The organism is Kocuria flava (assembly GCF_001482365.1).
Classification (GTDB): Bacteria; Actinomycetota; Actinomycetes; order Actinomycetales; family Micrococcaceae; genus Kocuria; species Kocuria flava.
Map to the genome: position 1 here is coordinate 1,421,376 of NZ_CP013254.1, position 23,871 is coordinate 1,445,246.

Consider the following 23,871-nt stretch of genomic DNA (forward strand, 5'->3'; position numbering starts at 1 on the left):
CCCAGGAGCCCGTTCCCGGCACCGGCAGAGCGGCTGGTCGCCTTCCCTCGGGCGTCTCCCGTGCCTGTCCCAGCGCTCGTGGCATGGTGGGCCGGCGGGGCAACGAAACGGAAGGCGGCGGTCCGGTCGTCCGCGGGGCTGAGGGGCGCCCTCGTGCACCGGGGTTGAAGGGCGCCGTCGCGCACCGCAGCAGAAGGGCTCCTCCGCACACCGCGGAGGAGCCCTTCCGCTGCGACGAGGACGTCAGTCGACGATCTTGCCCGGGTTCAGGTTCGCGCCGGGGTCGGCCACCGCGAACAGGTCCCGGAGCAGCTGCACGCCCTCGGGGGAGACGTCCTGCGCCATCCACGGGCTGTGCTCCGTGCCGACACCGTGGTGGTGGGACAGGGTGCCGCCGGCGTCGACGAAGGCCTGCTGGACGGCGCCCTTGATCACGGCGTACTCCGCGTGCGGGTCCTCGCCGATCCCGTAGCCGAAGGTGAAGTACAGGCAGGCCCCGGAGTGGTAGGAGTGCGACATGTGGGACATGATCCACCCCTGCTTGCCCTGCGAACGGAACGCCCTCTCCGCGGCCTCGTAGACCGCCTGGTGCACGGTGGCGAGCTTGGACCACGGCGCGGCCGTCTCGGAGACGTCGCCGATGGTGTTCTGCTCGAGCAGGAAGTCGCGCAGGTACGGGGTGTCGAACTTCTTCTGGTCGTAGAGCGCGCCGGGACCCGAGCCCAGCACCAGGGCGCCCTCGTGCTTCACGAGACCGGCGACCGCCTTCTTGTGCCGCTCGACCTCCGCCTTGGCCCCCTCGAAGCAGACGTAGCCGATGCACATGGCGTCGGTGTCCCAGCCCCGGCGGCGCATGACCTCCCACAGCAGGTCCTGGCCCTTGGCGGTGAGCTTCTTCTTCAGCCCGGTGGGCGCCTTCTGCGTGGACAGCGAGAACGCCGTCTCGTGCGCGTCGGAGACGCGGGCGAACGTGGTCGGCACGCCGGAGCGGGCGATCGCGTGCATCGCGGACAGGGCGCGCTGCCACGTGGGGAACATGTAGGCGATGACCTCGCGGTGCTCGGCGACGCGGTGCACCTGCACGTCGAGCTCGGTGATCACCCCGAGCCGGCCCTCCGAGCCGAGGAACATCTCGCGCAGGCTGGGTCCGGTCGAGGTCGAGGGCAGCGGGCGCAGCACCACGGTGCCGCCGGGGCGCACGACGCGCATGCCGCGGACGATGTCGGCGATGTCGCCGTACTTGTCCGACTGCATCCCCGAGGAGCGCGTCGCGGCCCAGCCGCCGAGCGTCGAGTGGGTGAAGGAGTCGGGGAAGTGCCCGAGGGTCCAGCCGCGGGCGTTGAGCTGCGCCTCCATGTCGGGGCCCAGCACGCCGGCCTGGATCGTGGCCAGGCCCGCGGTCTCGTCGACCGCCAGCACCTGGTTCATGCGGCCGAGGTCCAGTGAGACGATCGTTCGTTCTTCGTGGGGGGAGGGCTGGAGGCTGCGGGAGATGCTGGTGCCGCCGCCGAAGGGGATGACCACGAGGTCGCGCTCCACGGCGACGGCCAGGACGGCCGCGACCTCCTGCTCGTCGGCCGGGTAGACGACGACGTCGGGCACGCGCGCGAACTCTCCGGCCCGGGTCAGCAGGAGCTCTGTGACGGACTTGCCGGCCCAGTGCACGACGCGCAGCTCGTCGTCGACGCTCATGTGCTCCGCCCCGCTGACGGCCCGCAGCGCCTCGAGCACCTCGGCCCCCGCACGGGACCCGGGGACGGTGACGGTCGAGAAGGGGATGGTGTCCCGCTCCCGGGGGCGCAGGTCGACGCCCAGTGCCTTCTTGACGAATGGGGCGAAGGCGGGCTTGTTGGCGTACTCGAAGTGCACGTCCTCCTCGCCCCACCCCCACCACTTCATGTGCTTCACGTGTGCCATCTGCGCGGTCGTCTCCTGGTTCTCGGGGGGTCCGGTGCCGGCCGCAGGGGCGCGGCCGGACGGAGTTGCTCGGAAAAGGGCCCGGCGGTCCGGTGCTCCGGGGTTCGGTGCGCCGGCCGTCTCAGGACCCCGGCGGTCGCGGCGCCGGAGGCCGTCCGGACCCCGTGGCGGTGCGGGAGCGAGGTCCGCTCACCGGTCGAGGACCGGCCGGTGCCGTGCGTAGAGCTCCCGCACGGCGGTCTCGATGCGCTCGTTGAACGCGGCGGTCGGCTCCTTGGGCCGGGCCTGCAGCGGCTCGCCGACCGCCACGACGACGGGCGGGCGGCCCCGGCGCGGCCAGCGGGCCCCGCGGGGCATGGCCTCGTAGGCGCCGATGAGCGCGACGGGCAGCACGGGCACGCCCACGGCCTTGGCCAGGCCGGCGGCGCCGATCTTGAAGGAGCCCATCTTCCCGGTGCGCGAGCGGGTGCCCTCGGGGAAGATCAGCAGCGGGACACCGGCGCGCAGCAGCTGCTTGGACAGGCCCCGGTTGGCGCCCCCGCCGGTGCGGTCGACGGGGAAGGCGTTGAAGACCAGTTCCGTGAACAGCCGTTTGTGCGGGGCCGTGAAGAAGTAGTCGGCGGCCACGCCCGTGGCGAGGTCCCGGCGCACGCGCGGCGGCACGGAGCCCAGCACGAGGGGGGCGTCGAGGTGGCTCGAGTGGTTGGCCACCACGATGCACGGGCCCTCGAGGCGCTCCGCGGCCGGGTCGGTGACGACCGTGCGGCGCACGGTGCGGTAGGCGATCCCGCGCAGGAACACCGTGCGGGCGATCCGGCGGGCGAGCCGCCGCCCCGGGGAGCGGAAGCGGGAGACCTCCAGCCCGGCGGAGGCGGCCGGCGGGGCGGTCGGGGCGGGCCCGTCCGCCGCCCCGGCCGCGCCCTCGATGGAGCGCTGGACGGGGGCGGGCTCGCGCTCCTCGCGGCGCGTCACGACCCGGTCGCCCGTTCCTTCTGGCGGGCGGCGGAGAGGGCCCCGGACAGGCGCCGCACGGCCCCGCCCGGCAGGTGGCGCATCGTGAAGGCCACCGCGCGGTAGCGGCGCGTGGGGATCGAGACGACCTTGCCGCGGGCGACGTCCTCGAGGGCCTCCTCGGCGACGCGCCGGGCGTCGAGCCACAGGAAGGAGGGGATCGACGAGCCCGAGATGCCCGCGCGCTCGTGGAACTCGGTGCGGACCCATCCGGGCAGCACGGCGGTGACGTGCACCCCGGTCCCGGCCAGCTCGACGGCCAGGGACTCGGTGAACGCTGTGGTGTAGGCCTTGATCGCGGAGTACGAGCCCATGCGCACGAGCCCGGCCACGGAGGAGATGTTGACGATCCAGCCGGAGCCGCGGGCGGTCATGGCCCGGGCCGCGGCGGACGAGAGCACGAGCACGGCCCGGCACATCACCTCGAAGCCGCGGTCGTGGGCGGAGGTGTCCGGGTCGGTGAAGCGGGTCTTCACGGAGAAGCCGGCGTTGTTCACGAGCACGTCCACCGGCCGGTCGGGATCGGCGACCCGGGCGGCCACGCGGTCGACGTCGCCGCGCTCGGCGAGGTCCGCGGTCAGCACCTCGACCTCCACGCCGTGGTCGGCGCGCAGGCGGGCGGCCGTGCGCTCCAGCCGGTCGCCGTCGCGGGCGACCAGCACGAGCGCGTGGCCGCGGCGGGCCAGGGCCTCGGCGAACGCGGCGCCGATGCCGGACGTTCCCCCCGTCACGAGAGCGGTAAGCATGAGATCTAGGCTACAGTACGGTAGCCGTAGCGCAGGCGGACGCGCCCCGGACCCCGGGCGCCCGCCCCGGCCCCCCGCACGGCCCGCAGGCCGGCACCCCACCCCGGAGGAGCACCGTTGACCGAGACCCCCACCACGCGCGTCCTGCTGACGGGAGCCACGGGCTTCCTCGGGCAGGCCGTGCTCGAACGGCTGCTCTCCGCGCACGAGGGGGTCCACGTCACCGCCGTCGTGCGCCCGAAGGGCTCCGTGACGGGGGAGCAGCGGCTGCGGCAGCTGCTGCGCAAGCCGGTGTTCCGCCCGTGGCGGGAGGCCCTCGGCGAGGAGGAGGCCCGCCGGGTCTTCGCCGAGCGCACCGCCGTGGTCGAGGGCGATCTCTCCGCCCTGGCGGGGATCGAGCAGCCGTTCGACGTCGTGATCCACTCGGCCTCCACCGTCTCCTTCGACCCGCCCATCGACGAGGCCTTCACCACCAACGTCGGCGGCGCCACCGGTCTCTACGACGCGCTGCTGGCCTCGGGGCAGGACCCGCACGTCGTGCACGTCTCCACCTGCTACGTCGGCGGGATCGCCAAGGGGCTGCGCCCCGAGGCGCCCGTGGACCACGACGTCGACTGGGCCGCCGAGTTCGAGGCAGCCCTCGCCGCCCACCGGGAGGCCGAGATGGCCTCCCGGACCCCCGAGCGGCTGCAGGCGCTCATCGACGAGGCCACCGCCGGGCACGGCAAGGAGGGCCCCAAGTCGGTGGCCCGTGCCGCGGAGGCCGCCCGGCAGGAGTGGGTGCGCACCCGGCTCGTCGAGTACGGGCGCACCCGCGCCCAGTCCCTGGGCTGGACCGACGTCTACACCTTCACCAAGGCCCTCGGCGAGCGCGTCGCGGAGCAGAAGTGGGCCGGTGCCGGGCACCGGCTGTCGGTGGTGCGCCCGTCCATCATCGAGTCGGCGCTGCGCCACCCCTACCCGGGGTGGATCGACGGCTACAAGGTCGCCGACCCGCTGATCATGGCCTACGCCAAGGGCGCGCTGCCGGAGTTCCCGGGGCTGCCGGACTCGGTGCTCGACGTGATCCCGGTCGACCTCGTGGTCAACGCGATCGTGGCGCTGGCCGTGGGCGGGCACCGCGGCCCGGAGGGGGAGGTCACGGAGCCCGGCGTGCAGGCGCCCGAGCCCGGCTACTACCAGGTGTGCTCCGGGGCCTCGAACCCGCTGCCGTTCCACCAGATGTACGAGAACGTGCACACCTTCTTCACGGCCCACCCGCTCGAGGACGCCGACGGCGCCCCCATCCGGGTGCCGGAGTGGCACTTCCCCGCGAACAACGCCGTGGAGCGCTCGCTCGCGCTCAAGGAGCGGCTCTCGGCGGTGGGCGGGAAGCTCACCACGGTCCTGCCCGCGACCTCGCGCACCCGGGAGTGGGCGAGCTCGCTGCACCGCATGCAGTCGGGCCTGGGCTCCCTGCGCACCTACGTGGACCTCTACCAGTCCTACACGCGCACGGAGATGATCTTCGACGACGCCCGCACCCGCCAGCTCAACGACTCCCTGCCGGCGGGCACGCCCGAGGACCGGACCGTCGACGTGCGCGCGATCGACTGGACCGACTACTGGCAGAACGTGCACCTGCCGGCCCTGACCGAGATGACGAAGGCCTACGGGCGGCTCAGGGCGGCCTCCCGCCGCCGCGGCGCCCCGAAGCGGGCGCTGCGCGAGGGCACGGACGTGCTGGCGGTCTTCGACCTCGAGGGCACCGTGCTCGACTCCACGGTCGTCCGCCAGTACCTGCAGCTGCGCCGGCACACGCTGGGTCCGGCCCGGTGGCCGGCGGAGCTGGCGGAGCTCGTGGCGAGCGCCCCGACGTACGTGAAGGCCGAGCGGCGCGACCGCGGGGAGTTCATCCGCGCCTTCATGCGCCGCTACGAGGGCGTGCCGGCCGCGACCGTGCGCGAGCTCGTGGCGGGACCGCTGGGGGAGGACATGCGCCGGCTGCTGCGGCCCGGGGCCCTCGCCCGGATCCAGGAGCACCGGGCGGCCGGGCACCGCACGGTGCTGGTCACCGGCTCGTTCGACCTGCTCGTGGAGCCGCTGGCGGAGCTGTTCGACGAGGTCGTGGCCGGGCGGATGGACGAGCGGGACGGGGTGATGACCGGCTACCTCGCCGTGCCCCCGCTCGTGGACGAGGCCCGGGCGCAGTGGCTGGCGAAGTACGCCGAGCGCGGCGGCTACGACCTCTCCCGCTCCTACGGCTACGGGGATTCCCACGCCGATGCGAGCTGGCTCTCCGCCGTCGGGCACCCGTACGCGGTCAACCCCGACCTGGCCCTGTACCGGCTGGCGCGCCGGAACCACTGGACGGTCGAGGACTGGAAGCGGGCCTGAGCCCGTCCGGTGGCGGGCCACGGCGGACGGGGGCGGCGGTGACGGAGGACGGGCAGCGGCCCGACCCGAGGACGGTGTCGACCGACCAGAAGATCACCGCGGCGGCGCTGGCCCTCCTGCGGAAGGGCGGGCCCCAGCGGGTGAGCATCGAGGCGGTCTCCGCGGCCTCGGGCGTGGCCAAGACCTCGATCTACCGCCGCTACGCGAACAGCCTCGAGCTGCTCGAGGGGGTCCTCGAGCACGCCGCGGCGGTGCACGCCCCCGAACAGCCCGACGCGGCGGGGGACTGGGGGCAGGCCCTGGAGCGGACCCTGCGGCTGCTGCTGCGGGACATGGGCACGGGGGTCGCGGTCGCGCTGCTGAGCGAGCCCGCCTCGGAGACCTCCCGGATCCTGCGGGCCCACGTGGTGCGCCCGCAGGTGGAGCGGCTGCGGGCGCTGCTCGCGGCGGAGGTCGCCGCCGGGCGCCTCGCCGCGGACCTGGACGTGGAGGTGGTGCTGGACTTCGTGCTGGGCTCGGCCTACTCCCACCTCGCCCGGTACGGGGAGATGGGCCCGGACTGGCCCGGGCGGGTGCACCGCACCCTGACCGGGGTGCTGCGGGCTCACCGGCCCTGACGCCGGGCCGGGCTCAGAAGATCTCCCGCTCGTCGGGGCGGGTGGCCAGCTGGGAGGCGACGTAGTCGCGCACGGCCGCGGGCGTGGGCACGTCCTTGCCGGCCCGCTCGGAGAGGAACCAGCGGTGCTCGAGGACCTCGTGGACGATCTCCGGGGGCTCGAGCTTGCGCCGCATCGTGGCGGGCACGGCCGCCATGATCGGGGCGAAGACCTCCCGCATCCACAGCTGCGCGACGAGCTCCTCGTCGAGGCCCGGGTAGAGGTCCTGGCCGAGCTGGGCGATGTCCGTGAGCAGGCGCCGGGCCTGGTTCTCGTGGGCGGTCAGGCCCGTGAGCCGCTGCAGGCGCCGGGTGTGGTGGCCGGGCTCGACGACCTGCGGGCGCAGCCGGATCCGCCCGTCGTCGGTCTCCAGGGAGGCCTCCTCCACGTCGAAGCCCAGCCGGTTCAGCCGCCGCACGCGCTCGACGACCCGCCAGCGCTCGTCCATGCTGAAGGACTCCTCGACGGTCAGCTCCCGCCACAGGAACTCGTAGGTGGCCACGAGCCGGTCGGAGACCTCGAAGGGGTCGACGACGTCGGCCAGCTCGTGGCCCTCCTCGGCGGCCCCCGCGAGCAGGTCCATGATCTCCCCGGCCACGTTGGTCCGGGCGAGCTCGACGTCGTAGGCGCGCTGGCCCGGGGACAGGGACGGGTGCAGCTCGCCGGTCTCGGCGTCCACGAGATAGGCGGCGAAGGCCCCGGCGTCGCGCCGGAACAGGGTGTTCGACAGCGAGACGTCGCCCCAGTAGAACCCGGACAGGTGCAGCTGGACGATCAGGGAGGCCAGGGCGTCGACGAGCCGCTCGACCGTCTCGGCGCGCGGGCCGGCGGAGAACAGCGCCCGGTAGGGCAGGGAGAAGCTCAGGTGGTCGGTCACCAGGGCGGCCGGCAGCTCCTCGCCCTCGGGGGTGTAGCGGTGGGTGACCACGCTGTCGGGCACCACGGCGGGGATGCCCATCCGCTGCAGCCGGCGCAGGATCCCGTACTCGTGCTGGGCGTAGTGGGCGGTGGTCTCCTTGACCGCCACGACCTTCGGGCCCGCGTGGGCGAAGCGCACGACGTGGCGGGAGATCCCGCGCGGGAAGGCGACCAGGACCTCCTCCGGCCACTGCTCCAGGGGCTTCTCCCACGGCAGCTCCAGCAGCACCGGGTCGGGGAAGGCCGTCTGGATCGAGACCCGGGCCCCGGGCGGGCGGTCCCCCGCCGGGGGCCCGGGGGAGCGGGGGTCGGGGATGCCCTTCATACCGCGCCATGCTACCAACCGGCCCGTCGCGCGGTCCCGGCGGGCCCGCTCTCCTAGAGTGGCGGGGTACGGACCTCCCCGGCGCCGGGCGCCGGGCCACGGCAGGAGCACAGCATGGCGACCCAGCACGGCCCGCGGGGGCGGTGAGCGTGTCCATCGAGCAGCGCATCCACGACCGCTACGCGGAGCTCTCCCCGCAGGAGCAGCGGGCCGCCGACGTGCTCCTGGCCCACCTCGAGGACCTGGCCCTCTACAGCTCCGCGGAGCTGGCCGCGATGAGCGGGGTCTCCCGGGCCACCCTCTCCCGGCTCTACCGCCACCTGGGCTACGAGTCGTTCACCGAGGTCCGGGAGGTCGCCCGCGGCCTGCGCCAGCAGGGCGTGCCCCTGGGGCCCGACGCCGACCCCCGCCGCTCCCGCCACCTCGACCAGGAGCTGCGCAACCTCCGGCGGGCCCTGGACCCCTCCGGCGAGCAGCTGGAGCGGGCCGTGGCGGTGCTGGCCGCGGCCCGCAGGGTCCTGGTCGTGGGCCTGCGCAACAGCCACCCCGTGGCCCTGCACCTGCGCCAGCAGCTCCAGCACGCCCGCCCGGAGGTGCGCCTGGCGCCCGTGCCGGGGCAGACGCTGGGGGAGGAGCTGCTGGACGTGGGCCCGGGCGACGCGGTCGTGCTCGTGGGCTTCCGCCGCCGCCCCCGCGGCTTCGGGGCGCTCGCGGAGGCGTGCGCGGGCACCGGGGCCCAGCTCGTGCTCGTCGCCGACGGCACGGCCCGCCGCTACGCGGGGGCGGCCGACCTGTGGCTGGAGTGCCCGCTGGACAGCGCCGGGCCCTTCGACTCCTACGCGGCGGCGATGAGCCTCGTGGCGGTCCTCGCCGACGGCGTGCTCGCGGCCGCCGGCGAGGAGGGGCGCCGGCGGGTGGTGCGCGCCGCCGAGCTCTACGAGAGCCTGGCCGAGCTCGACCTGCGCTGACGGGCGCGCGCCTCAGCGCCCGGCGCGCAGGCCGGCGAGCCGGGTCAGGGCGGCGGCCAGCTCCTGCGGGCCGGCCACCCGGTGGGCGGCGACGCTCGGCCCGGAGCCGACCTTGATCCCGACGTCGTGCGGGCCCAGCTCCCGCATGGCGTTCTCGTCGGTGACGTCGTCGCCGGCGAAGAGCGTGACGTCCGCGCCCGTGGCCTGCATGAACGCCGTGATCCCCTCGCCCTTGGTGGCCGAGTGGACCGAGGACTCCACGACGTGCTGGCCCGGGGTGATCCGCAGCCCGTCGAGCTGCTCGAAGGCCTCGACCATCTCCTGCTCCGCCTGCGCGCACCGGGACTGGTCGTCCATGGTGCGGGTGTGGAAGGCCGCCCCGGTGGGCTTGAGCTCCAGCAGCGAGCCCGGCCAGCGGGCGACCTGCTGCTGCACGAGCGCGGTCGCCGCGGCCAGCAGCTCCTGCTGCTCGGGGCTCAGCCGCAGCTCCATGTCCTCGGCCGCGTCCCCCAGGGCGTCCAGGTGCATCTCGGCGCCGTGGGAGCCCGAGAGCAGCATCCGCCCGGACGGGTCCACGACCGAGCGCAGGAACGCCATGGGACGCCCGGAGATGACCGCCACGTACGTGTCCTGCTCCTGCAGCAGGGCCTCCATCGCCGACTGCGCCTCGGGCAGGGCCCGGCTCTCGCCCGGGTCGGCGGTGAACGGGGCCAGGGTGCCGTCGAAGTCGAGGGCCACGAGCAGGGTCCCCGCCGCCGCGGCCCGCTCCAGGGCCCGGTCCAGGGACTCCTGCGCGCCGGCTCCCGCCCGCAGGGCGTCGTCGTCCGTGCGGCTCATCGCTCCTCCTCCTGCCCGGCCGCCGGACGGGCCTCGGCCCGCGCCCGGGCGAGGTCGCGCAGGAAGGCCTCCGACCAGCCGGTGACGTCGTGGCCCATCACGTGGCGGCGCATCGCCCGCATCCGCTTCTTCGCCTCCGCGGGCGGCATCTCCTTGGCCCGCACCATCGTGGCCTTCAGGCCGTCGATGTCGTGCGGGTTGACCAGCAGGGCCTGCTTGAGCTGCTCGGCCGCGCCGGTGAACTCCGAGAGCACGAGCACCCCCGAGCCGTCGGCGCGGGCCGCGACGTACTCCTTGGCCACGAGGTTCATCCCGTCGCGCAGCGAGGTGACGAGCATGACGTCGGTGGCGAGGTAGAGGGCGACCATCTCCTCGAAGGGGTACCCGTGGTGCAGGTAGCGCACCGCGGTGTGGGAGATCGTGTCGAACTGGCCGTTGATGTGCCCCACGAGCCCCTCCACCTGCTCGCGCAGGTGGACGTAGGACTCCACGCGCTCCCGCGAGGGGTTGGCGACCTGCACGAGCACCGACGGACCCACCGTGAGCGAGCCGTCCTCGAGCAGCTCCCCGTAGGCCTTGATCCGGTGCAGGATGCCCTTGGTGTAGTCCAGCCGGTCCACGCCGAGGAACACCGTCTCCGGGTCGCCGAGCTCGTGCCGGATCTCCTCGGCCCGCCGGCGCACCTCCGGGCGGGACGCGAGCTCCTCGATGGCCCCCGAGTCGATGGAGATCGGGTAGGACCGGGCGTGGACGGTCCACTCGTCCGCGCCGTCGCGGAACCGTGCCTGGCCCTGCTTGAAGGGCACGTCGAGGAACCGGCGCACGCACCGCTGGAAGTTCTGCGCGTCCCCGGGGCGCTGGAAGCCGATCAGGTCCGCCCCCGCCAGCCCCTCGAGCACCGCCCGCCGCCAGGGCAGCTGCCCGAAGATCTCCAGCGGCGGGAACGGGATGTGGTTGAAGAACCCGATCGTGAGGTCCGGGCGCAGCTCCCGCAGCAGGCGCGGGACGAGCTGGAGCTGGTAGTCCTGCACCCACACGGTCGCGCCCTGCGCCGCGACCTCCGCGGTGCGCTCCGCGAACCGCCGGTTGACCGTGCGGTAGGAGTTCCACCAGGTGCGGTGGAACTCCGGCGGGGCGATGACGTCGTGGTAGAGCGGCCACAGGGTCGCGTTGGAGAAGCCCTCGTAGTAGTCGGCGACCTCCTGCTCGGACAGCGGCACCGGGGCGAGGTGGAAGACGTCGTGGTCGAAGCGCTCCAGCACCTCGTCGGGGGCGCCGTGCCAGCCCACCCACGCACCGGCGTTGCGGGCCATGACGGGGGAGAGGGCGGCCACCAGACCGCCGGGGGAGCGGCGCCAGGACGCCTCGCCGGCCTCCACCGTCCGCTCGACCGGCAACCGGTTGGAGACGACGACGAAGTCGTAGCCTCCCTCCTGCCCCGGTGCGGCGGCGGGTGCTGGGCTCTGGTCGGGGTGCGGGGCCGAGGTCATGCGCGCGGGTCCTTCCGGTGGGCGTCGTCGTCCTGCGCCCATCCTAATTCGTCAGCACCCTCACGGTCTGCCCGTGGCCGCACACGGCCGCCGGGGCCGGCCCTGCTCCCGGCGGCCGCCCAGGAACTCTCCGATACCCTGGGCACCGAACACCCGCCCCCCGTGCACCTCCCCGAGAAGGACCCATGGCATCCAGCAGCTCGAACCCCCAGCACGAGTCCCGTGAGGCCGCCCGCGAGCGGGCGCGCCGGATCGCGGACCAGCACGCCCGGCAGGAGAAGCGCTCGCGACGGCTGCTGCAGATCGGCATCCTCGCGCTCGTGGTGGTGATCCTCGCCGTGATCGGCGTGGTCGTCGCCCAGAACCGGGCCCAGCAGATCCCCGAGGCCGGCCCCGTCCCCGCGAGCGCCAACGAGTGGGGCGGCACGGTCCTCACCGCGGACGGGATCGTGAAGGACTCCTCGGAGGTCGACCAGCGCGACCTGCGCGAGGTGCCCGAGGCCCCGGAGACCCCCGACGAGTCCGCGGTGCCGCCGGGGATCGTCGACCCCGCCGAGGCCGAGGAGTCGGACGGGCCCGTGGAGGTCGTGATCTTCCAGGACTTCGAGTGCGTGCACTGCGCGGACTTCGAGGCCGAGAACGGTGACGCCATCGCCGAGGCCGTCGCCGAGGGCGACGCCACGGTCGAGTACCGCAACCTGAACTACCTCGACCGGGCCACCCCCACGAAGTACTCCTCCCGGGCCGCGGCCGCCGCCTACGAGGTCGCCAACCAGGTCTCCACCGAGCAGTACCTCGCCTTCGTCGAGGAGATGTTCTCCCACCAGGGCACCGGCGGGCTCGAGGACGAGCAGATCGCGGAGATCGCGGCGAAGCACGGCGCGGACGTCGAGGGCGCGCTCGAGGACAACGCCTGGCGCCCGATGGTCAACGTGGTCTCCCAGGAGTCCCTGGCCAACGGCATCGCCGGCACCCCCACCGTCTTCGTCGACGGCGAGCGCCTGGGCGACCAGCCGTTCCAGGAGGCCCTGGACGAGGCCGTGGAGGCCAAGAAGTAGGGCCCGCCCCCGGCCCGCCGGTCGGCGCCGCACCCCGGGCCGGGGTGCGGCGCCGCTGCGCGTGCGGCCCCGCCCGCCGGGCACGCTGCGGACCCCGGTCCCGGACGCCCGCGGCGACGGGGATTTCGGGGCGGCCCGGGCGGTCCGATATTCTGGGCAACCGTGCGTCCGGCCGCCCCGACGGCGCCGTCCGACCGCAGCCCGCCTCCTTAGCTCAGCTGGCCAGAGCACCTGTCTTGTAAACAGGGGGTCACCGGTTCGAATCCGGTAGGGGGCTCCGCTTTCCGCCCGCGGTGCCGGCGAACGCCCGGTGCCGCGGGCGTCTTCGCGGGAGCGAAGCTCCGTCACCGCGTGTGTCGGGCGCACCGCGTTTCTTCCCCGCGCACTGCGCTTCCCGGCGGTCGGTGCGCTCGGCGACCCGAAGACTGCTGATCGACCGGCGGAGATCCCGGAGGAGGGGGCCGAAGCGCCCCCGAGCCCTGCAAACAGTGGGATCCCGGCGTGTGCCGGAAGCGGCATGTTCGCGGTGTCCGGCCGCGCCGGCGAGGGTCGGGCACGACGTGCCGCGGGCCGACCGCGACGAGACGGAACCGTGACAGCATTCGCCCCGGTCGAAGGGTTGAACCCCTTTTCCGGACGCTCCTACCGTGTTCTTACCTGGTTCACAGGGGAGACCTGTTGCGGAGGTCTCCGAACATCCCATCGCATGGCGGCCATCGTCATGCCTTTCCACTGGAGCAGTCAGTCATGAGCACTCTGCGGAAAACCCTCGCCAGCACGGCCGTCGCAGCACTCCTCCTCGGAGGCGCGGCTGCGACCCCGGCGGTCGCGGGAGGCAATGATAACCACAAGGACGAGAACGGTCATTCCAGGAACCACGACCGGGACCGGGACCACCGCGACCGGGATCGCCATCACGACAAGGACCGCGACCGGCACGACCGGCACGACCGGGACCGGGACCGCGATCACCACAAGCGCTACGACCGCGACCGGTACGACCGCCACGACCACGACCACGACCGGTACGACAAGCACGACCACGGCGACCACTGGTGGTACTGCAAGGACCACAAGGAGTGGCACTACTACGACGACGACAAGGGCGGGTGGCAGAAGAAGCACCACGACGACGAGCACCATCACGGCAAGGACCATCACAAGCACTAGGGCCCCGGCCCTCGTGCCCGCCCGCTGAACGGGCGGGTCCGGTCGTGCGAGGAAGCGCCCCGTCCCGCCGGGACGGGGCGCTCCCGTGCCCGGGCCCGTGGTCGTCCGCCGCCCCGGACGCCGCCGCCGGCCGGCCGGAGCCCGCGTTCGCGCCGCGGCGCGCCGTCCTGGGGGCGCCGTGGTGGGGCCTCGCGGGTCCGGCCCCGGGGCGGCGGACGACGGCCCGCCCGCACCGGCCCGGCCGCCACACTCGGTCATCTGATCGCGAAAGCAAACACCGCGTGTAGCGTGGCCCACAGGACGGCCGCCATCCCGGGCGCGCCCTCCGCCGTGGTCCCGGCCCCCGTGGGACCACCCGAGGAGCCCCCATGACCCCTGACGTCCCCCGCCCGCCCCGTGCGTGCCCGCACCGCACCCGGCTCGCCGGGACGCTCCTGCTGGCCCTGGTCCTGGCCGGGTGCGCCGGCGAGGCCGGCGAGGACCCGACCGCGGCCACCACCGGCCCCGCGGCCACCACCGGCCCCGCCGGCTCCACCGGTGCCCCGGACCCGGCCGGTTCCCCGAGCCCCGCCGCGACGACCCCGGGCGCCGCGCCGGGGGAGACCGCCCCGCCGTCGGCGAGCGGCACCCCCGCCGACGCTCCGTCCGGCAACGACGTCGCCCCCTACGACGAGACCGCCACCCGGGACGCGGGGGCCCGCCTCGGCACGTCCGCCGCGGTCGCGGAGGGCCTCGAGGCCCGGGTCGACGGGCCCCGGCACGCCACGACCGGGCAGCGGTCGGTCCGCGCGGCCCCCGGCACCCCGGTGCAGGTCTTCACCCTCACGCTGACCAACACCGGCGACGAGCCCGTCGACGCCGTCCCGTGGTCCTTCCCCGTGGCCCTGGACGACGGCGAGCCGGCCACCCCGGCCTTCGACGAGGACCTCGGCGCCCGCATGGAGACCTTCCCGACCCTCGAGCCGGGCGGGAGCGCCTCGCTCGAGGTCGCCTTCAGCGCCGGCCGGGAGGCCGAGCTGGCCGTGCGGGTCTTCGACAACACCACCCCCGACCACTACGTCGAGTTCACCGACTGACCCCAGCGAGGGACCCCCCGACATGAGAACTCCTGCCCTGCGACTGCCCGCCGCGCTCGCGGCCTGCCTCGCCGTCGTCGTCGCCGGCACCCCCGGGGCCGTCGCCGCCCCCGACCCCACCGCCGCCCCCGACCCCACCGCCGCCCCCGGCCCCACCGCCGGTCCCGGCACGGCCGGCAGCACGGCCGCCGCGCCCGCCCTGCGCGACGACGAGGTCGTGCTCGCCGAGCTCGAGCCCGCGGGGGAGGACGGCGCGGCGCGGCTCGACGTCCTCGCCAACGACGCCCTGGCCGACCCCGCCGGGTCGCGGCTGCTGCTGCCGGACCCCGGGGCCCCGGACGAGGAGCCGGGGCGGCAGCGGGCCACCGGCCTCGGGCTGCTGCGCGTCGTCGGCCCGGACACCGACCCCGCCGACCTGCCGGCGGGCTGGGAGCGCCCCGCGCACCCCGTGCTGGCGCTCGAGCCCACCGGCGCGCACGGCCCCGCGCCGGAGCGCCTGGAGGTCGACTACGTCGTCGTCGACGCCGCCGGGACCCGTGCCCGGGCGGTGCTCACCCTGGTCGGCGACCCGGCGGCCCCGGAGCCCACCGGGACCGCACCGACCGCCCCCGACGAGCAGCCCACGACCGGCCCCGCCGAGGAGCCGGCGGAGCGGCCCGGCGCAGAGGGGACCCCGGCGGAGGGCGACGGGGACCGGGAGGACACGGTGCCCGGGGCAACGGCTCCCGGCGCCGCCGGGGGGCCCGGTACGGCGGACCGGCCGTCCGCCGCCGCGGCGGACGAGAACGCCGGCGTCCCGGCCGCCGTGCGGCAGGCCCTCGAGGCGGCCGCCCAGCGCGCGGGCGCCCGCACCGGAGCACCCACCGGGCCGATGCAGGAGCGGGAGGGCGGCTGGGAGTGGCCGCACGAGCGCGGCACGGTCCTGTACGCCGAGGCCCACGGGGCGCACTTCCTGCAGCTGCGCGGGGCGATCGGGCACAAGTGGCTGCGCTCCGGGGCGGTCGCCGGCCTCGGCTGGCCGCTCGAGGACGAGGTCTGCGGCCTGCCCGGCGGCGGCTGCCGCCAGGGCTTCTCCCGCGGGCGCACCGTCCACTGGAGCCCCGCCACCGGCGCGCACTGGGTGCAGGCCGACGGGGCCATCGGCTACCGCTGGGCCCGCGCGGGCGGCCCGGGCGGCAGCTACGGTCACCCGGTGACCGACGAGCGGTGCGGGCTCACGGGCGGCGGCTGCTACCAGGTCTTCGCGGAGGGCCACACCGTCTACTGGCGTCCCGGCACGGGGGCGCGGGCGGTGAAGACCGACGGCGCGATCGGGCACAAGTGGGTCCGGGCCGGGCGCGAGAACGGGACCTACGGCTACCCGGTGACCGACGAGACCTGCGGGCTGCCCGGGGGCGGCTGCCGCCAGGTCTTCGCGAAGGGCCGCACCGTCTACTGGAGCCCCGCCACCGGCGCCCGGGCCGTGCAGACGAACGGGGCCATCGGCCACAAGTGGATCCTCTCGGGCCGCGAGCGCGGGACCTTCGGCTACCCGGTCACCGACGAGACCGGCACCGGGACCGTCGTCCAGACGTTCCAGCGCGGGCTGATCACCTGGAGCCGCTCCGGCGGCACCCGCGCCCACCTGTTCCGCGGGGAGTGCCACCACCTCAACACCGGCCGCTCCGTGCAGCCCACGCGCAACGCGGCCCGGGTCTCCCTGACCATCGCGGAGGGCTACGGGCGCTCGCAGGCCACGTTCGTCAACTGCGTGCGGATCGCCGGCAGCTACGTCGAGGAGTGGCGCACCTCCGCCCACGTCGGCGCCAGCGGGTTCAAGCGCCCGGGCGTGCCCTCGGGGCACACCCAGTACCTGTACTCGCCGCAGGGCTCCTACTCGGTCACGGAGTCCTTCGGGGTCTACGACCCGGGCACCGCGCTGCCCTACCGCCAGCTCAACCCGAACTCCCGCTGGGGCGGGCGGCCGGGCACCCTGTACAACACGTACTTCGAGTCCGCCGGCTACACGTGGCCGGACGAGAACATGTGGTACTTCGCCCAGTCCGGCGACTACCGCCTGGGCGTGGTGATCAACTACAACCGGCCGCCGGACTCGCCGATCGTCCAGGGCAACGGGTTCGCGATCTTCCTGCACGCGAACAAGGTCCCCACGGCCGGCTGCATCTCGCTGCACGAGCACGAGGTGGCCCGGTACATGCGCACCGCCCGCCCCGGCGACCGGATCATCATGGGGGTGCGCGCCGACCTGTTCCGCTGAGCCGGTCCCGCCGGGCTCCCCGCAGGGAGGCCGGGACGGAGGCAGGGGCCCGCGCACCGCGCGGGCCCCTGCCTCCGTCGTCGTGCGCGGGCGGGTCTACTCGACCGACTCCTCGACCCGGGCCCGGTCGCGGCGCCCGAAGGCCCACAGCAGCAGCTCGCTCGGGGCACCGCGCAGCACGCGGACCGTGCCGGTGCGGCCGCGGCCGCCGCGCACGGCGCCGAAGCCGGGGGCGATGAGCACGAGGGCGTCCTCGTCGTCCTTGAGCAGCACCTTCGCCAGCAGCCGCAGCGACCCCCAGAGGTCCTGCTCCTCGTCGTGGAGCAGCGGCCGGTCGTGCCACTCGGGCTGGGCGCGGCGGACGTCCTCGTGGTGGACGAAGAACTCCACGGTGTTCATCCGCCGGTCCAGGGGGCCGAGCCGGGCGGGGGAGTACAGCGGGGGCCGCTCCACCTTCTGGACCAGCCGGTCCCACGGGAGCCCGGTCAGGGACTCCTCGGTGCGGCGGGCCCGCTCGCCCAGCACGGGCAGCTGCGGCAGGGCCCGGCCCGCGAGGACGTCGGGGCGGCCGTCGCGCAGCACCAGGTGCACGGCGAGGTCGCGGGTGGTCCACCCCTCGCACAGGGTCGGGGCGTCGGGGCCGGTGCGGCGCAGCAGCGCGGCCAGGTGGCGTCGCTCGACGTGGGCGAAATTGGTCACGGGGCTCCTCCTCGGGGCGCCCGCCGGCGGTCGGCGGGGCCGTCCGCCGTCCACGCTATCGCGGCCCCGCCCGGCCGGGAACCGGACCCGCCACGGCCCGGCCCGCGGCTGGGCTCAGCCGCGGGGGACGGGCGGGCCCAGCTGGAGCAGCACGGCGGTGGCCACGGCGACGGCGGCGACGCCGGCCGCGGCGGCGAGCGCCGGGCTGCGCAGCGCCCAGGCGCCCAGCCGCTCGAGGGGCCCGGCGGGGGAGGCTCCGCCGGGGGCCAGCCGCCAGCCGCCCTCGAGCAGCCCGGCGCGCGCGGCCCAGCGCTCGAAGGGGACCGTGGCCCACGGCACCACGGAGGAGGCCAGGCCCAGCAGCCCCGCGCCGGCGGACCAGCGGTGGTCGACCCACACGAAGCAGGTCACCACGCAGTAGGCGAGGAACACGATGCCGTGCAGGGTCCCGAAGACCGGGACGAAGGCCTCCGAGACGCCCGTGTACTTCAGGACCATGCCGAGGATCAGCAGGGTCCAGGTGACGGCCTCGGCGGAGGCGGCGCGGCCGTAGAGCTGGCGGGGCGTCATGGGGCAGGTTCTCCTGGGGTGGTGGGGAGCGCGGGACCGGCGGGGGCGGCCGGGGCGTCGTCGCCGGCGACCGGGGCGCGGAACTGGCTGCGGTACAGCTCGGCGTAGGCCCCGCCGGCGGCGAGCAGCCGCTCGTGCGGGCCCTGCTCCACGATCCGGCCGTCCTCCATCACCAGGATGATATCGGCGTCGCGGATCGTGGAGAGCCGGTGGGCGATCACGAACGAGGTGCGGTCGGTGCGCAGGGCCGCCATCGCCTCCTGCACGAGCAGCTCCGTGCGGGTGTCCACCGAGGAGGTGGCCTCGTCGAGCACCAGCAGCGAGGGGTCGGCCAGGAACGCGCGGGCGATCGTGATCAGCTGCCGCTCGCCGGCCGAGACGTTGTCCCCCTCCTCGTCGATCACGGTGTCGTAGCCCGCGGGCAGGGCGCGCACGAACCGGTCCACGTAGGCCGCCCGCGCCGCGGCCAGCACCTCCTCGTCCGTGGCGTCGAGGCGCCCGTAGCGGATGTTCTCCCGGATCGTGCCGCCGAACAGCCACGCGTCCTGCAGCACCATCCCCACCGCGGCGCGCAGCTCGGCGCGGGAGAGCTCGGTGATGTCGGTGCCGTCGAGGGTGATCCGGCCCCCGTCCAGTTCGTAGAAGCGCAGCAGCAGGTTCACGAGGGTGGTCTTGCCGGCCCCGGTCGGACCCACGACGGCCACGGTGCGCCCGGGGCGGGCCTCGAGGTCGAGGTCCTGGATCAGGGGCTCGTCCGGGGCGTAGGAGAAGGACACCCGCTCGAAGCGCACGTGCCCGCGGGGCCGGTGCGGCAGCCGGGCCCGCGGGGTGTCCGGGCGCTGCTCGGGGGCGTCCAGCAGCTCGAAGGCCCGCTCGGCGGAGGCGACCCCGGACTGCAGGGCGTTGGCCATGCCGGCCAGCTGCGACAGCGGCTGGGCGAACTCCCGGGAGTACTGGATGAACGCCGTGACCGCCCCGAGGGTCAGCTGGCCCGAGGCCACCCGCAGCCCGCCCAGCACCGCGATCGCGACGTAGGAGAGGTAGGAGACGAACTGCATCACCGGCAGGATCGTCCCCGAGACGAACTGCGCCCCGGAGGCGGCCCGGTGGAGGGCCTCGTTGCGCTCGTCGAAGACCTGCGCCATCTGCTCCTCCCGGCCGAAGGCCTTGACCAGCTCGTGGCCGGAGAAGGACTCCTCGATGTGGCCGTTGAGGGCGCCGGTGGCCCGCCACTGCTCCGTGAACAGCCGCTGGGCCCGGGCGCCGATCAGCCCGGCGCCCAGCGCGGACAGGGGCAGGGCCAGCAGCGCCACGAGGGCCAGCTGCCAGGAGACGACGAACATCATCACCACGATCCCGGCCACCGTCAGCACCGACTGGACCAGCTGGGTGAAGGACTGCTGCAGGGCGGTCTGGACGTTGTCGATGTCGTTGGTCACCCGGGACAGGACGTCACCGCGCTGGCGGCCGTCGAACCATCCCAGCGGCAGCCGGTGGAGCTTGTCCTCCACCGCGGCGCGCAGGTCGTGGACGACGCGCATCACCACGCGGTTGAGCAGCCAGCCCTGGGCCCACTGCAGCACCGAGGCCACGAGGTAGAGCACGAGCACCAGCGCGATCAGCCGCCCCAGGGCCGCGAAGTCGATGCCCCGTCCCGGCACGAGCTCCATCGCCGAGACCATGGCCGCGAGGTTGTCCTCGCCCTGGGCGCGCAGCCGCTCGACGACCTCGGCGCGGTCGGCGCCGGCAGGCACCGACCGCGCCACGACCCCGCGGAAGATCACGTCCATGGCCCGGCCCAGGACCAGCGGCGCCCACACGGTCAGCGCCACGGAGACCGCCCCGAAGACGACCACGACGGCCAGGCGCGGCCAGTGCGGGCGCAGCAGCCCGAGCAGGCGCCCGGCCGAGGGCCAGAAGCGCCGGGCCCGGCGCGGCGGGGCCGCCTCGTGCCGGGACATCAGCGGCTCCCCTCGGCGGACAGGGGAGCGGCCGGCTCGGCGGCGTCCTCGGCCCCGGCCTGGGAGCGCACGATCTCCCGGTAGGTGCCCGACCGGGCCAGCAGCTGCTCGTGGGTGCCCCGGGCCGTGATCCGCCCGCCCTCCAGGACGAGGATCCGGTCGGCGTCGCGCACGGTGGAGACCCGCTGGGCGACGACGACCACGGTGGCCCCGCGCACGACCGGGCGCAGGGCGGCGCGCAGGCGGGCGTCGGTGGCGGTGTCCAGGGCCGAGAAGGAGTCGTCGAAGAGGTAGACCGCCGGGCGGGCCACGAGCACCCGCGCGATCGCCAGCCGCTGCCGCTGCCCGCCGGAGACGTTGGTGCCGCCCTGGGCGATCGGGGCCTCGAGCCCGCCCGGCATGCGCCGGACGAAGTCCTCGGCCTGGGCGGTGCGCAGCGCCGCCCACAGCTGCTCGTCCGTGGCCTCCGGCCGGCCCAGCCGCAGGTTGGAGGCCACCGTGCCCGAGAACAGGTAGGCCCGCTGGGGAACCCACCCCACGCGGGCGCTCAGCTCGGCGCGCCCGTACCGCGGCAGCGGGACGCCGTCCAGGAGCACCGTCCCGGCCGTGGGGTCGAGCAGCCGGGGGAGCAGCCGCAGCAGGGTGGACTTGCCCGAGCCCGTGGCCCCGACCACGGCGGTCGTGGTGCCGGGCCCGGCGCACAGGTCGAGGTCCTCGAGCACGGGGGCCTGCGCTCCCGGGTAGGAGAAGCCCACCCCGCGCAGCTCCACGGCGCCGCGGGCCGGGCCCGGGGCCACCGGCTCCTCCGGCTCGCGCAGCTCCGGCACGGTGTCCAGGACCTCGCCGACGCGCTCCGCGCAGACCAGCGCGCGCGGGACCATCATCAGCATGAAGGTGCCCATCATCACGGCGGTGAGGATCTGCAGCAGGTACTGCAGGAACGCCGTGAGCGAGCCGACCTGGATCTGGCCCGCGTCCACGCGCTGGCCGCCGAACCACAGCACCGCGGCCGTGGCCAGGTGCAGGATCATGCTGATCAGGGGGAACATCAGCACGAACAGGGAGCCGATCCGCACGGAGACGTCCGTCAGCTGCGCGTTGGCCCCGGCGAAGCGGCGGCGCTCGTGGTCCTCGCGCACGAAGGCCCGCACCACGCGCACCCCCACGATCTGCTCCCGGAGCACACCGTTGACGCGGTCGATCCGGGCCTGCATGAGCCGGAACAGCGGCATCAGGCGGGTCGCGAGGGCACCCACCACCACGGCGAGCAGCGGCACCGAGACCCACACGAGCCACGACAGCCCCGGGTCCTCGCGCAGGGCCATGACGATCCCGCCGACGCTCATGATGGGGGCGGCGACCATGAAGTTCAGGCCCGTGAGCACGAGCAGCTGGATCTGCTGGACGTCGTTGGTGCCGCGGGTGATCAGCGACGGCGCCCCGAAGCGCCCGACCTCGCGGGCCCCGAAGGAGCCGACGCGGCGCTGGACGGCCCGCCGCAGGTCCCGGCCCGTGCCCATGGCCGCGCGCGCCCCGCAGTACACGGCGGCGACGGCGGCGAGCACCTGCACGAGGGCGACGACGAGCATCACCTGCCCCACCCGCAGCACCAGGTCCGTGTCGCCGCGGGTCACGCCCTCGTCGATGATCCGGGCGTTGAGACCGGGCAGCAGCAGCGCGGCGACCGTCGCGGCGAGCTGCAGGACGACGACGGCCAGCACCCAGCGCCGGTAGCGGCCGGTGTACTGCCGGAGGAGGCGGACAAGCATCGGGGCGGCGCTCCTGCTCGCGGGACGGGACCGGCCCGCACGGCGGGCCGGGACGGGCACGGTTTCCCGGGCCCAGGCTACGCCCGCCCCCGGACGCCGGCCCCCGGGGCCCGCGGCTCCCGCACCGCTCCGCGACGTCCCGTGAAGTGGATCACCGAAACCCCTGGTAAACCCACACGAAGTCACATAAACTCAACGGAACACAGGAGCGGAGGGCCGGTTCCCGGCCGAGGAGGTGCAGGACATGTTCGCGACGGAGCGCCAGGCGGAGATCGCCGAGCTCGTGGCCACGAGCCGACGGGTCAACGGTGCCGAGCTCGCCCGGCGCTTCGACGTCACCATGGAGACGGTCCGCCGCGACCTCGCCGCCCTCGAGGCGGCCGGACGGCTGCGGCGGGTCCACGGCGGGGCCGTGCCCGTGGAGCAGACGACCGTCGACGAGAAGGCCATCCACTCCCGCCAGCACCTGAACACCCCCGAGAAGCGTCGCATCGCCGAGGCGGCCTTCTCCCTCCTGCGCACCAGCGGGGCCGGGGCCGTGGTGCTCGACGCCGGCAGCACGGTCGAGGCGCTCGCCGACCTCATCGTGCGCTCCGACTCCACGCTGCCGGACGGCCAGGAGCAGCTGATCATCACCCACGCCCTGCACATCGCCGCGAAGCTCGCCGACGCCACCGGCATCGGCCTCGAGCTCGTGGGCGGGCGGGTGCGCAAGCTGACCTGGGCCGCCGCCGGCGGCCGGGCGGCGGAGCACTACTCGCGGCTGCGCCCCGACGTCGCCTTCATCGGCTGCAACGGCCTGCACCCCGAGTTCGGGCTGAGCACCCCCGACCCCATCGAGGCGGTCGTGAAGTCGGCGATCGTCCAGACCTCCCGCCGCGTCGTGCTGCTGTGCGACGCGGCCAAGTTCGGGCAGGAGACCCTCATGCGCTTCGCCTCCCTCGAGGAGATCGACACCCTCGTCACCGACCGGGCCCCCGGCCCCGAGCTCGCCGCGGCCCTCGAGGCCGCCGACGTCGAGGTGGTGCTCGCGTGATCCTCACCGTCACCCTCAATCCCTCCCTGGACCGCACGGTCGAGCTCGGCGCCGCGCTGCGCCGCGGCGCCGTCCAGCGCGCCACGGGCGCCCGGCAGGACGCCGGGGGCAAGGGCGTCAACATCTCCCGCGCCCTGCGCGCCAGCGGCTCGCCCACCCTCGCGGTGCTCCCCGCGGACCCCGGGGACCCCCTGCTGGCCGAGCTCGACGCCGCCGGCGTCCCGCACGAGAGCGTCCCGGCCGGGGCCCCGGTGCGCTCCAACGTCACCATCACCGAGCCCGACGGCACCACGACGAAGCTCAACGCCCCCGGGACGCCCCTGACCGCGCAGCGGCTGGAGGAGCTGGCCGCACTGCTCGTGCGCCACGGGGCCGGGGCCTCCTGGATCGTGCTCGCCGGCTCCCTGCCCCCGGGCGCGGAGCCCGGCACCTACGCGCAGCTGGTCCGCCGGGTGCGCACCGCCCTGGGCGAGCGCGCCCCCCGGATCGCCGTGGACACCTCCGGCCGCGCCCTGGCCGGCGCGACGGCCGAGGACGACGCCCTGCCCGACCTGATCAAGCCCAACGGCGAGGAGCTGGCCGAGCTCGTGGGCCGCGGCGACGGCGAGGCCCTCGAGGCCGACCCCGCGCTGGCCGCGGCCGTGGCCGCGGCACTGGTCGGCCGGGGCCTGGGCGCCGTGCTGACCACGCTGGGCGCCGGCGGCGCCGTGCTGACCACCGCGGCGGGCTCCTGGCACGCGGTGCACGCCCCCGTCGCGGTCCGCTCGACCGTCGGCGCGGGCGACAGCTCGCTCGCCGGCTACCTGCTGGCCCACGAGCGGGGGGACGACCCCGCCGGGTGCCTGCGCCAGGCCGTCGCCTCCGGCACGGCGGCCGCGGCACTGCCCGGCACACGGGTCCCCGCGCTGTCCGGGACCACGCCGGAGGCCGTCGCCGTGCGGGAGCTCGCCCCGCAGGACGCCGCCGGCTGACCCGCACCACCTGCTTCCCCGACCACCACGAACCACCCGGGCCCCAGGGCCCGCCGCTCA

General features: G+C 75.2%; 19 protein-coding genes and 1 tRNA gene. 10 read left to right on the top strand and 10 right to left on the bottom strand.

Going from position 1 to position 23,871, the window contains the following annotated elements:
- Positions 1 to 243: 243 nt before the first annotated feature.
- From AS188_RS06420 to AS188_RS06430, 3 genes are all read right to left on the bottom strand, one after another.
- Complete coding sequence (locus AS188_RS06420) at positions 244 to 1,917, bottom strand: FAD-binding oxidoreductase (RefSeq protein WP_058858153.1); 1,674 nt, start codon at positions 1,915 to 1,917, stop codon at positions 244 to 246.
- 189 nt (positions 1,918 to 2,106) lie between these two features.
- A complete protein-coding gene (locus AS188_RS06425; protein ID WP_058858154.1) occupies positions 2,107 to 2,889 on the bottom strand; it encodes a lysophospholipid acyltransferase family protein in 783 nt (260 codons plus the stop codon).
- Positions 2,886 to 3,674, bottom strand: a complete 789-nt coding sequence (locus AS188_RS06430) for an SDR family NAD(P)-dependent oxidoreductase (protein WP_058858155.1) — start codon at positions 3,672 to 3,674, stop codon at positions 2,886 to 2,888. The genes AS188_RS06425 and AS188_RS06430 overlap by 4 nt, the downstream gene beginning before the upstream one ends.
- 117 nt (positions 3,675 to 3,791) lie before the next feature.
- Here AS188_RS06430 and AS188_RS06435 point away from each other — a divergent pair, with 117 nt between their 5' ends.
- Positions 3,792 to 6,050 (top strand): HAD-IB family hydrolase, encoded by a 2,259-nt coding sequence (locus AS188_RS06435; protein WP_058858156.1) that lies wholly within the window; start codon positions 3,792 to 3,794, stop codon positions 6,048 to 6,050.
- Between the two features lie 74 nt (positions 6,051 to 6,124).
- Positions 6,125 to 6,667: a TetR/AcrR family transcriptional regulator gene (locus AS188_RS06440; RefSeq protein ID WP_236945070.1), complete on the top strand. Its 543-nt coding sequence runs from the start codon at positions 6,125 to 6,127 to the stop codon at positions 6,665 to 6,667.
- A gap of 13 nt (positions 6,668 to 6,680) precedes the next feature.
- Here the strand turns inward: AS188_RS06440 and AS188_RS06445 are convergent, their stop codons facing one another.
- Positions 6,681 to 7,949, bottom strand: coding sequence for a DUF4032 domain-containing protein (locus AS188_RS06445; protein ID WP_058858158.1), 1,269 nt, complete (start codon positions 7,947 to 7,949; stop codon positions 6,681 to 6,683).
- A gap of 143 nt (positions 7,950 to 8,092) precedes the next feature.
- Between AS188_RS06445 and AS188_RS17660 the strand changes: the two genes are divergently transcribed.
- Entirely contained in the window at positions 8,093 to 8,917 is an 825-nt protein-coding gene (locus tag AS188_RS17660) for a MurR/RpiR family transcriptional regulator (protein WP_261340417.1), read from the top strand.
- A 12-nt stretch (positions 8,918 to 8,929) separates the two neighbouring features.
- Here the strand turns inward: AS188_RS17660 and otsB are convergent, their stop codons facing one another.
- Positions 8,930 to 9,754, bottom strand: coding sequence for a trehalose-phosphatase (otsB, locus tag AS188_RS06455; RefSeq protein WP_058858160.1), 825 nt, complete (start codon positions 9,752 to 9,754; stop codon positions 8,930 to 8,932).
- Complete coding sequence (locus AS188_RS06460) at positions 9,751 to 11,244, bottom strand: alpha,alpha-trehalose-phosphate synthase (UDP-forming) (protein WP_058858161.1); 1,494 nt, start codon at positions 11,242 to 11,244, stop codon at positions 9,751 to 9,753. The genes otsB and AS188_RS06460 overlap by 4 nt, the downstream gene beginning before the upstream one ends.
- A 185-nt stretch (positions 11,245 to 11,429) precedes the next feature.
- Here AS188_RS06460 and AS188_RS06465 point away from each other — a divergent pair, with 185 nt between their 5' ends.
- The 5 genes from AS188_RS06465 to AS188_RS06485 all read left to right on the top strand — a co-directional run bounded on the left by AS188_RS06465 (position 11,430) and on the right by AS188_RS06485 (position 16,805).
- Positions 11,430 to 12,302, top strand: coding sequence for a DsbA family protein (locus AS188_RS06465; RefSeq protein ID WP_058858162.1), 873 nt, complete (start codon positions 11,430 to 11,432; stop codon positions 12,300 to 12,302).
- 203 nt (positions 12,303 to 12,505) lie between these two features.
- Positions 12,506 to 12,579: transfer RNA gene (locus tag AS188_RS06470), tRNA-Thr, on the top strand.
- Positions 12,580 to 13,049: 470 nt separating this feature from the next.
- Positions 13,050 to 13,472: a hypothetical protein gene (locus AS188_RS06475; protein WP_058858163.1), complete on the top strand. Its 423-nt coding sequence runs from the start codon at positions 13,050 to 13,052 to the stop codon at positions 13,470 to 13,472.
- Positions 13,473 to 13,840: 368 nt separating this feature from the next.
- Positions 13,841 to 14,548: a DUF4352 domain-containing protein gene (locus AS188_RS06480; RefSeq protein ID WP_058858164.1), complete on the top strand. Its 708-nt coding sequence runs from the start codon at positions 13,841 to 13,843 to the stop codon at positions 14,546 to 14,548.
- 22 nt (positions 14,549 to 14,570) lie between these two features.
- Positions 14,571 to 16,805, top strand: a complete 2,235-nt coding sequence (locus AS188_RS06485; RefSeq protein ID WP_058858165.1) for a L,D-transpeptidase family protein — start codon at positions 14,571 to 14,573, stop codon at positions 16,803 to 16,805.
- Positions 16,806 to 16,901: 96 nt separating this feature from the next.
- On the opposite strand, the gene AS188_RS06490 is transcribed toward AS188_RS06485, so the two are convergent.
- The 4 genes from AS188_RS06490 to AS188_RS06505 form a co-directional block, all read right to left on the bottom strand.
- Positions 16,902 to 17,504: a TIGR03085 family metal-binding protein gene (locus AS188_RS06490; RefSeq protein ID WP_058858166.1), complete on the bottom strand. Its 603-nt coding sequence runs from the start codon at positions 17,502 to 17,504 to the stop codon at positions 16,902 to 16,904.
- Positions 17,505 to 17,618: 114 nt separating this feature from the next.
- Complete coding sequence (locus AS188_RS06495) at positions 17,619 to 18,074, bottom strand: DUF3817 domain-containing protein (protein ID WP_058858167.1); 456 nt, start codon at positions 18,072 to 18,074, stop codon at positions 17,619 to 17,621.
- The gene (locus AS188_RS06500) at positions 18,071 to 20,035 is read right to left on the bottom strand and encodes an ABC transporter ATP-binding protein (protein WP_058858168.1); all 1,965 of its coding nucleotides are present in this window, start codon (positions 20,033 to 20,035) and stop codon (positions 18,071 to 18,073) included. The genes AS188_RS06495 and AS188_RS06500 overlap by 4 nt, the downstream gene beginning before the upstream one ends.
- Complete coding sequence (locus AS188_RS06505; RefSeq protein ID WP_058858169.1) at positions 20,035 to 21,804, bottom strand: ABC transporter ATP-binding protein; 1,770 nt, start codon at positions 21,802 to 21,804, stop codon at positions 20,035 to 20,037. Before AS188_RS06505 ends, AS188_RS06500 begins: the two co-directional genes overlap by 1 nt.
- A gap of 244 nt (positions 21,805 to 22,048) precedes the next feature.
- On the opposite strand from AS188_RS06505, the gene AS188_RS06510 reads away from it, so the two are divergent.
- Both AS188_RS06510 and AS188_RS06515 read left to right on the top strand, forming a co-directional pair.
- On the top strand, positions 22,049 to 22,840 hold the full coding sequence (locus tag AS188_RS06510) for a DeoR/GlpR family DNA-binding transcription regulator (protein ID WP_058858170.1): 792 nt from the start codon (positions 22,049 to 22,051) through the stop codon (positions 22,838 to 22,840).
- Positions 22,837 to 23,811: a 1-phosphofructokinase family hexose kinase gene (locus AS188_RS06515; RefSeq protein WP_058858171.1), complete on the top strand. Its 975-nt coding sequence runs from the start codon at positions 22,837 to 22,839 to the stop codon at positions 23,809 to 23,811. The genes AS188_RS06510 and AS188_RS06515 overlap by 4 nt, the downstream gene beginning before the upstream one ends.
- Positions 23,812 to 23,871: the final 60 nt, after the last annotated feature.